Origin of the sequence: Fischerella thermalis PCC 7521 (assembly GCF_000317225.1) — a bacterium.
In the GTDB taxonomy this organism is placed as follows: Bacteria; Cyanobacteriota; Cyanobacteriia; order Cyanobacteriales; family Nostocaceae; genus Fischerella; species Fischerella thermalis.
In genome coordinates this window covers 1-360 of the sequence record NZ_AJLL01000136.1, presented here as the reverse complement: position 1 = coordinate 360, position 360 = coordinate 1, and the positions used below count along the sequence as shown (strand labels likewise).

The window sequence follows — 360 nt, the reverse complement described above, 5'->3', positions numbered from 1 at the left end:
CTGCTTAAGCTACGTGCGAGGTTTCTGACGCTTCAACTGCTGAACTTTCCTAAAACCTCCACAAAGCTGTGGGTTTTTAGAAAGAGGATCAGCATCGACGTTTGAGAGGCTAGTTCCTAACCCCTTGGCATAATTAAGCATTACCATAGCTGCTGCCACATCACGGTCAGCAATCAAGTTACAATTATCGCAATTATGCACACGTTGAGACAACTCTTTTTTCTTTTTATAGCCACATTGAGGGCAGGTTTGGGAGGGTGCAATTTTGAGAGGTACATCAACGAATACCCCACCACATTCATCAAGCTTGTACCTGATTAGCGATATCAAATTACCAATCCCGACATCTAACAAAGACCT

General features: G+C 43.3%; 1 protein-coding gene. It reads right to left on the bottom strand.

The window, feature by feature from the left end:
* Positions 1–9 precede the first annotated feature (9 nt).
* The coding region (locus UYK_RS24625; protein ID WP_016872288.1) for a zinc ribbon domain-containing protein at positions 10–360 on the bottom strand (351 nt) is incomplete at its 5' end.